This window comes from Halomonas citrativorans, assembly GCF_014898005.1.
Classification (GTDB): Bacteria; Pseudomonadota; Gammaproteobacteria; order Pseudomonadales; family Halomonadaceae; genus Vreelandella; species Vreelandella citrativorans.
The window spans coordinates 39,010-45,554 of sequence record NZ_JABUYX010000025.1; the positions used below are offsets into that span (position 1 = coordinate 39,010).

The window sequence follows — 6,545 nt, forward strand, 5'->3', positions numbered from 1 at the left end:
CTACTGAGCACCTGAGTGAATCAGAAACTGAAGTCGGCCCGTGCCCACACCATGCGGCCAGGCTCATTAATGCCGCGATCCAAATCAGCGGGATAGCCAAAGGCCGCATTACCCGCTAGATTCAAGTGTTCGGTGTAGGTGGTATCGAAAACGTTATCCACCCCCACACTTAGCGTTAGGTGGTTGCTTGCTTGATAGGCGCCGTTAAGCGAGAACACCCCGAAGCCTGACGACGATTCCAGATCCTGGCCGACGACATTGCCTTTTTCGAGCGCAATACGGTTTTGTGCCGCAACACCACGCCATAGGCCACCCACAGAGTAGTCATCGTGTGCATAGGACAGGCCGACCTTGGCTTCCAGCGGTGGGATCTGTGGTAATGCCTCATCGTCGTTGGCATTTCGCCCCCAGGCATAGGCCAGCGAGGCATTGCTTACCCAGTTGTCGGTTAGTTGATAGCTAGCGCCCACTTCGGCACCCGCAATCTGAGCATCAATGTTATCGATTTGAGTACCGCTCATGCCCGCGGTGTTGTAATCAAACAAGATGAAATCGTGAACGTATCCTGCATACCCGGACACCCATGCGCTTAAGCGCTGGTCGTTGTACTGCGCGCCGATATCCAGCTGGGTAGTTTTTTCGGGTTGAACACCGCCAAAGGCATTCAAACTACCGGCCGGACCTGCCTGACTAGAGCTCAATTCCCAGTAATCGGGAAAGCGTTCCACATGCCCGACCCCGGCATACCAGGTGACCGGTGCTGAGGCTAAATCCTGCTCATAGCGGATAAAAGCGCTGGGCAGAGTGTCGCGGCGGGTGAGGCCTGCGGTAGCTGTGTCCAGGCTTTCGTCACTGACGCGATAGCGGTCTACGCGGGCGCCGCCAATAAGACGGTCACGTTCATCGATAAAACGGGTGACTTCGCTGAAGGCGCCAAACTGGGTCTGCTCGTAGTCGGGCTGCCAGTGTTCGCCATCCAGATTGCGATGTACCTGATGCTCGACATCGACACCGGCCGTCCACGTGGTGTTTTCCCACTCCCACGTTGATGCGACGCGCGCGCTGCGGGTGCGACGGTCTAGCCGCATGGCCATGCCGTCACTCATGTCCATACCGCCATCCATATCCATGCCGCTGCCCATGTCCATGCCACCACCCATGTCCATGCCGCCGCCCATGTCCATGCCACCACCCATGTCCATGCCGCTGCCCATGTCCATGCCACCACCCATGTCCATGCTGCCCGGTGAGCGCAGCGTGAAGTTATCCATAATATGGTCGGCATAGGCATAGTTGGCCTGCATTTCCAGACGTTTCCAGTGTTCACCTAAATTCTCGCGCTGAAAACGGATGCCCACGGTTTCGCGCAGAAATTTGCTGCCATCCATACCTCGCCCGGCATAGCGCGCTTCGCCGTCTCCTCGGCCTGCGGTGACTTCAAGCCAGGTATCGTTGTCGGGTGTCCATCCAAGCGCTATGTCACCGTTCCACTTATCCCATAACGAGGGCACGGCGTTGCCATCGCCATCCTGATAGTCATTAGCTTCGGATTGATTGCCGGTAATGCGCAGGTAGCCGTCTTTATTGCCTAAAGCGGCATCAATGCGGCGATCAAAGCGCCCATAGGTACCCAGCATGACGCTGCCATCCACTCGCACACCGGCTTCATCGAACTCCTCCGGGCCGCGGTCAAAGCGCACCGTTGCCGCTGAAGCGCCGGGGCCCCACAGAACGGACTGCGGCCCTTTGGTGACGGTGAGGCTGTCGTAATTTTCAGGTGAGATATAAGACGTAGGCGCATCCATTCTTGCCGGGCAGGCGCCTAGCATTTGGCTGCCATTGGTCAGCACGCGAAGACGTGAGCCAAACATGCCACGGAACACCGGGTCACCGTTGGTGCCGCCATTGCGAATGGCAGAGAACCCAGGGATGGTCTGAAGATAGTCGGCGCCGTCGCTGGCAGGGGCCGGTTGCCGCGGTATACGCGGGTCGGTTTCCACCGTGAGCGGTGAGCTTAGCGGTACAGCGGTCACGACCATCGTGTTTAACGCATGATGATGCTCGTGGTGAGCGGCAGTCGCCTGTGCCCATACGCCTTGAGCAACAACGCTCGATGCGGCAGCGACGCTTAATGTCAGTACGTGTCGTTGAAAACGTTTTTTTAAGCGGGCAGGCGTAACGACGCCATGCCCAATAGTTAGATGCGGCATGATGATCCCTTTTTTGGGTGTAGACAGACGCCAGCCAGAAGCAAACTTCAGGCTAAAAAGGCTGACGATGTGGCGTTACACGATCCGAAAAAAGGGCGGAGCGCGCGTTAGCGCGTGGGGGTAGTTATCACAGGACTTTATAGCCTGCGTCGGTTGCGTCAGCAGCTTATTATGCGTAATAAACGCTTGTAAGCTGATCGGAGGGAGAGAGGTATGCGCCGTTGGGAACTGTTGCCAGATGGCACAGTAACCACATTGGTGGAACCAGTTAAATATCGGTTCTACTTCATCAGCATGGCCCGCATGGTGGTGGTTTGCTTGAGGGGCAGTATGTTGATGATGACCGCCGCCTTGATGGTTAGAGTGATGACTAGCTTCGTGATGTGCGTGATGTTGCCCATCGGACTGATACTGTGAAATCAGCGGCCCAACTAACAGCAGCTGCATCGCCACAAACGCCATACAAAGCGCAATGCGATACCAGAGCTTGTTTGCTGAGCATTGTAACTGCACGAAGCCATCTACCTTGGTGGGCAACAGACAAGCTGTTGACGGAGGATGGCCCAATAGTATCGGAAAGTTCCCAAATAAGAAGTGTTGGGCGTGTGGTCTTTTGACACACAAGGGGCGGTTAACTACTTGTTCTTTTTGGTGCGGCCGACCCTTTTAATGATCTTTTTTGGTGCAAAAAGCCGTTAGTGCTGATGGGTTATGACGGCTAAAACTTTGCAGCGATAGTAAAAGTCCACTTTTCACCATTTTGGCGCATTCCTTGCATTTGAAAGGCTATGACCTATTCAAAAGGATGCGATCGTCTTCCATGACCTTGCGCGAACTCGCTACACCGTCCGGCCACCGCTTTGATCAGGAACGCCACTGGGCGGCCTCACTGGCGCTGCGTTTTGCCAAGCGCGATGGCGCTACGCGGTTAATCCAGGCACGTCACCAGGGGCCACTTCGGGTCCAGCGGCCGTTTTATCCTGAAGGCCGCCAGGAGGCGTGCCATATCTACGTGCTGCACCCACCCGGAGGATTGGTCAGCGGCGATGCGCTCACCATCAAGGCGCACGTCGAGCAAGGCGCACATGCCCTGCTGACTACCCCCGCGGCGAATAAGCTTTATAAGGCTGACAGCCAGGGGGTTGCCTGGAGCCAGTGTACCGAGCTTGAGGTCGCCGATAGCGCAACGCTTGAGTGGCTACCTCAGGAAACCATTGCCTTTGATGGCTCTAAAGGTGAACAGCGTACGCATATTGATCTTCATGGTAGTGCTCGCTGTTTAGGCTGGGAAGTCATGGCCTTGGGTCGCCCCGCGAGCGAGTTGCCGTACTTGTCAGGGCGCATTGAACAGTTTTTTCGTTTGACGCTGGATGGCAAGCCGCTATGGCTAGAACGCCAGCCGTTAGACCCGTTACACCCGCGCTTTACGGGACGCTGGGGGCAGGGCGGCGCTACGGTGCAGGCCACGCTTTGGGCGGTGGGAATGAGTGATGCGCCAGCGGCGATTGAGGAGTTGCGTAATGCCCTGCCGGATAATCCACGCTGGGCGGTAACGGTGCGCCAGGGCGTTTTATTGCTGCGCTATCTGGGTAACTCGCGAAATGAAGCCTGGGCGTTGTGCGAACAGGCCTGGAAATTGCTGCGCCCGCGCTGGATTGAGCGTGAGGCCCATATTCCGCGTATTTGGTTAACTTAATCGACTCTGTTGGAGACGCTCTATGGAATTAACCCCAAGAGATAAAGACAAGCTGTTGCTGTTTTCCGCCGCCCAGCTTGCCGAGCGGCGCAAAGCGCGAGGATTAAAGCTCAATTATCCCGAAGCGGTCGCGCTGATCAGTTTCGAGATTATCGAAGGTGCCCGGGATGGTCGCAGTGTGGCTGATTTGATGAGCTACGGGCGCGAGATTCTTGGCCGTGATGACGTGATGGAAGGCGTGGCTGAAATGGTCGACGAAGTTCAGGTCGAAGCCACTTTCCCGGATGGTACGAAACTCGTGACTGTTCATACGCCTATCAACTAGTTATCAGCAACCAGCAATCAGCCATCAGGAGGCTGCCATGATTCCCGGCCCAATGATTCCAGGACAGTATCAGTTAAAAGAGGGTGATATCGAGCTGTGCGTAGGCCGCGAGCGCATCACGGTAGACGTGGCGAACACCGGCGACCGACCGATTCAGCTCGGCTCCCACTACCACTTTGCCGAGGCCAACCCGGCGCTCGTGTTTGATCGCGACAAGACCCGCGGTTTTCGCCTTGATGTCGCCGCAGGTACCGCGATCCGCTTTGAACCTGGCCAGACCCGTGAAGTCACGCTGATTCCGTTTGTGGGTAAGCGGGAAATCTATGGCTTTCGTGGCGAGGTAATGGGACCGCTGGACGGAGATAAACAATGAAACCGGGTAACAAGATTAGTCGGCAGGCCTACGCCGATATGTACGGCCCCACGGTAGGCGACCGGGTGCGCCTGGGCGATACCGAGCTGTGGATCGAGGTTGAAAAAGATGCCACCCACTATGGCGACGAGGTCAAATTCGGCGGCGGCAAGGTGATCCGCGATGGCATGGGTCAGAGCCAACGTAACGATGAAACCGTCATGGACACCGTCATCACTAACGCGCTGATTCTCGACTGGTGGGGCATCGTCAAAGCCGATGTGGGGCTACAGAACGGACGTATTGCTGCGATTGGCAAAGCGGGCAACCCTGACGTGCAGCCCGATGTAGATATCGTGATTGGCCCCGGCACTGAAATTATCTCGGGCGAAGGCAAGATCCTGACCGCAGGTGGCATCGACGCGCATATCCACTTTATCTGTCCCCAGCAGGTAGACGAAGCGCTGATGAGCGGTGTCACTACCATGCTGGGCGGCGGCACCGGTCCGGCCACCGGGTCGAATGCCACCACCTGTACGCCGGGCGCGTGGCACCTTGGCAAAATGCTTCAGGCAGTGGATGACCTGCCCATGAACATCGGCCTGCTGGGTAAAGGTAATGCCAGCCTGCCGGAAGCTTTGGAAGCCCAGCTGGAAGCAGGCGCCATGGGCCTCAAGCTTCACGAAGACTGGGGCACGACGCCCGCCTCGATTGATACCTGCCTGAGCGTGGCCGAGCGTTATGACGTGCAGATAGCCATTCACACCGACACGCTTAACGAATCGGGCTTTGTGGAAGACACTTTGGCGGCGTTTAAAGAGCGCGGCATTCACACCTACCACACTGAAGGCGCGGGCGGCGGGCACGCGCCGGATATCCTCACTGCGTGTTCCAAAGAGTACGTGCTGCCGTCATCCACTAACCCCACGCGGCCCTACACGGTGAATACTATTGATGAGCATCTGGATATGCTCATGGTCTGCCACCACTTGGACCCCAACATTCCCGAAGACGTGGCATTTGCCGACTCACGCATTCGCCGTGAAACGATTGCCGCCGAAGATATCCTGCACGATTTGGGCGTGATCTCGATGATCGCCTCCGACTCTCAGGCAATGGGACGGGTAGGCGAAGTGGTCTGCCGCACTTGGCAAACCGCGCACAAGATGAAAGTACAGCGTGGCTTGCTACCTGAAGACGAAGCCTTGGGTGCCGATAACCTGCGTGCCAAGCGCTATATCGCCAAATACACCATCAACCCGGCAATTACTCACGGTATCGCTCATGAGGTGGGCTCTATTGAAGTGGGTAAACTGGCGGATTTAGTGCTCTGGAAGCCGGCGTTTTTCGGTGTGAAGCCCTCGTTGATATTGAAAGGCGGGATGATTGCTGCTGCCCCCATGGGCGATCCCAACGCCTCAATCCCCACGCCCCAGCCGGTGCATTATCGGCGCATGTTCGGCGCTTTTGGCCGCGCGGCCAGCCAAACTCGGCTCAATTTTGTCAGCCAGGCGGCGATTGATGCAGGCCTCAAGGAGCGCTTGGGACTTCAGAGTGCGCTTGCCGCGTGCAAGAACGTCCGTGGGGTGCGCAAGAAGGATATGAAGCTCAACGACGCCTGCCCCGAGCTGACCGTGGACCCGCAGACCTATGAAGTGCGCTGCGACGGCGAGCTTTTGACCTGCGAGCCCGCCACCGAGCTGCCGCTGGCCCAGCGCTATCACCTGTTTTAGATGCAACCCCGGCAGTGCTGCGCACTGCATCGCTAGCTGAAGCTACTCCTACAGGGGGTGTGTGAGCTACTCCGGCGGGGGGTGCATGCACTTTAACCGGTAGGAGCTGAGTTCACTCGGCGATGGCGGCGTAGCCGCCCTTGGGTGGCGGGGCGCGGTGCATGGTGTTAGCCACCAACCCCGGCAGCGCTGCGCACTGCATCGCTAGCTGAAGCTGCTCCTACAGGGG

Annotated in this window: 6 protein-coding genes; 5 read left to right on the forward strand and 1 reads right to left on the reverse strand. The window is 57.4% G+C overall.

Going from position 1 to position 6,545, the window contains the following annotated elements:
• Positions 1 to 20: 20 nt before the first annotated feature.
• Positions 21 to 2,210, reverse strand: coding sequence for a TonB-dependent receptor domain-containing protein (locus tag INT20_RS15600; protein ID WP_193057258.1), 2,190 nt, complete (start codon positions 2,208 to 2,210; stop codon positions 21 to 23).
• A gap of 213 nt (positions 2,211 to 2,423) precedes the next feature.
• Between INT20_RS15600 and INT20_RS18240 the strand changes: the two genes are divergently transcribed.
• The 5 genes from INT20_RS18240 to ureC all read left to right on the forward strand — a co-directional run bounded on the left by INT20_RS18240 (position 2,424) and on the right by ureC (position 6,316).
• Entirely contained in the window at positions 2,424 to 2,627 is a 204-nt protein-coding gene (locus tag INT20_RS18240) for a hypothetical protein (RefSeq protein WP_253926969.1), read from the forward strand.
• 403 nt (positions 2,628 to 3,030) lie between these two features.
• On the forward strand, positions 3,031 to 3,906 hold the full coding sequence (locus INT20_RS15610) for an urease accessory protein UreD (RefSeq protein WP_192538640.1): 876 nt from the start codon (positions 3,031 to 3,033) through the stop codon (positions 3,904 to 3,906).
• Positions 3,907 to 3,928: 22 nt separating this feature from the next.
• A complete protein-coding gene (locus tag INT20_RS15615) occupies positions 3,929 to 4,231 on the forward strand; it encodes an urease subunit gamma (protein WP_172116959.1) in 303 nt (100 codons plus the stop codon).
• Between the two features lie 52 nt (positions 4,232 to 4,283).
• Entirely contained in the window at positions 4,284 to 4,604 is a 321-nt protein-coding gene (locus tag INT20_RS15620) for an urease subunit beta (protein WP_172117035.1), read from the forward strand.
• Entirely contained in the window at positions 4,601 to 6,316 is a 1,716-nt protein-coding gene (gene ureC / locus INT20_RS15625; RefSeq protein ID WP_192538639.1) for an urease subunit alpha, read from the forward strand. The genes INT20_RS15620 and ureC overlap by 4 nt, the downstream gene beginning before the upstream one ends.
• Positions 6,317 to 6,545 lie beyond the last annotated feature (229 nt).

What these genes read in the sequence shown, in the direction of transcription:
- INT20_RS15600 (WP_193057258.1), bottom strand. Translation starts at nt 2,210, where the DNA reads ATGCCGCATCTAACTATTGGGCATGGCGTCGTTACGCCTGCCCGCTTA.
- INT20_RS18240 (WP_253926969.1), top strand. Translation starts at nt 2,424, where the DNA reads ATGCGCCGTTGGGAACTGTTGCCAGATGGCACAGTAACCACATTGGTG.
- INT20_RS15610 (WP_192538640.1), top strand. Translation starts at nt 3,031, where the DNA reads ATGACCTTGCGCGAACTCGCTACACCGTCCGGCCACCGCTTTGATCAG.
- INT20_RS15615 (WP_172116959.1), top strand. Translation starts at nt 3,929, where the DNA reads ATGGAATTAACCCCAAGAGATAAAGACAAGCTGTTGCTGTTTTCCGCC.
- INT20_RS15620 (WP_172117035.1), top strand. Translation starts at nt 4,284, where the DNA reads ATGATTCCAGGACAGTATCAGTTAAAAGAGGGTGATATCGAGCTGTGC.
- ureC (WP_192538639.1), top strand. Translation starts at nt 4,601, where the DNA reads ATGAAACCGGGTAACAAGATTAGTCGGCAGGCCTACGCCGATATGTAC.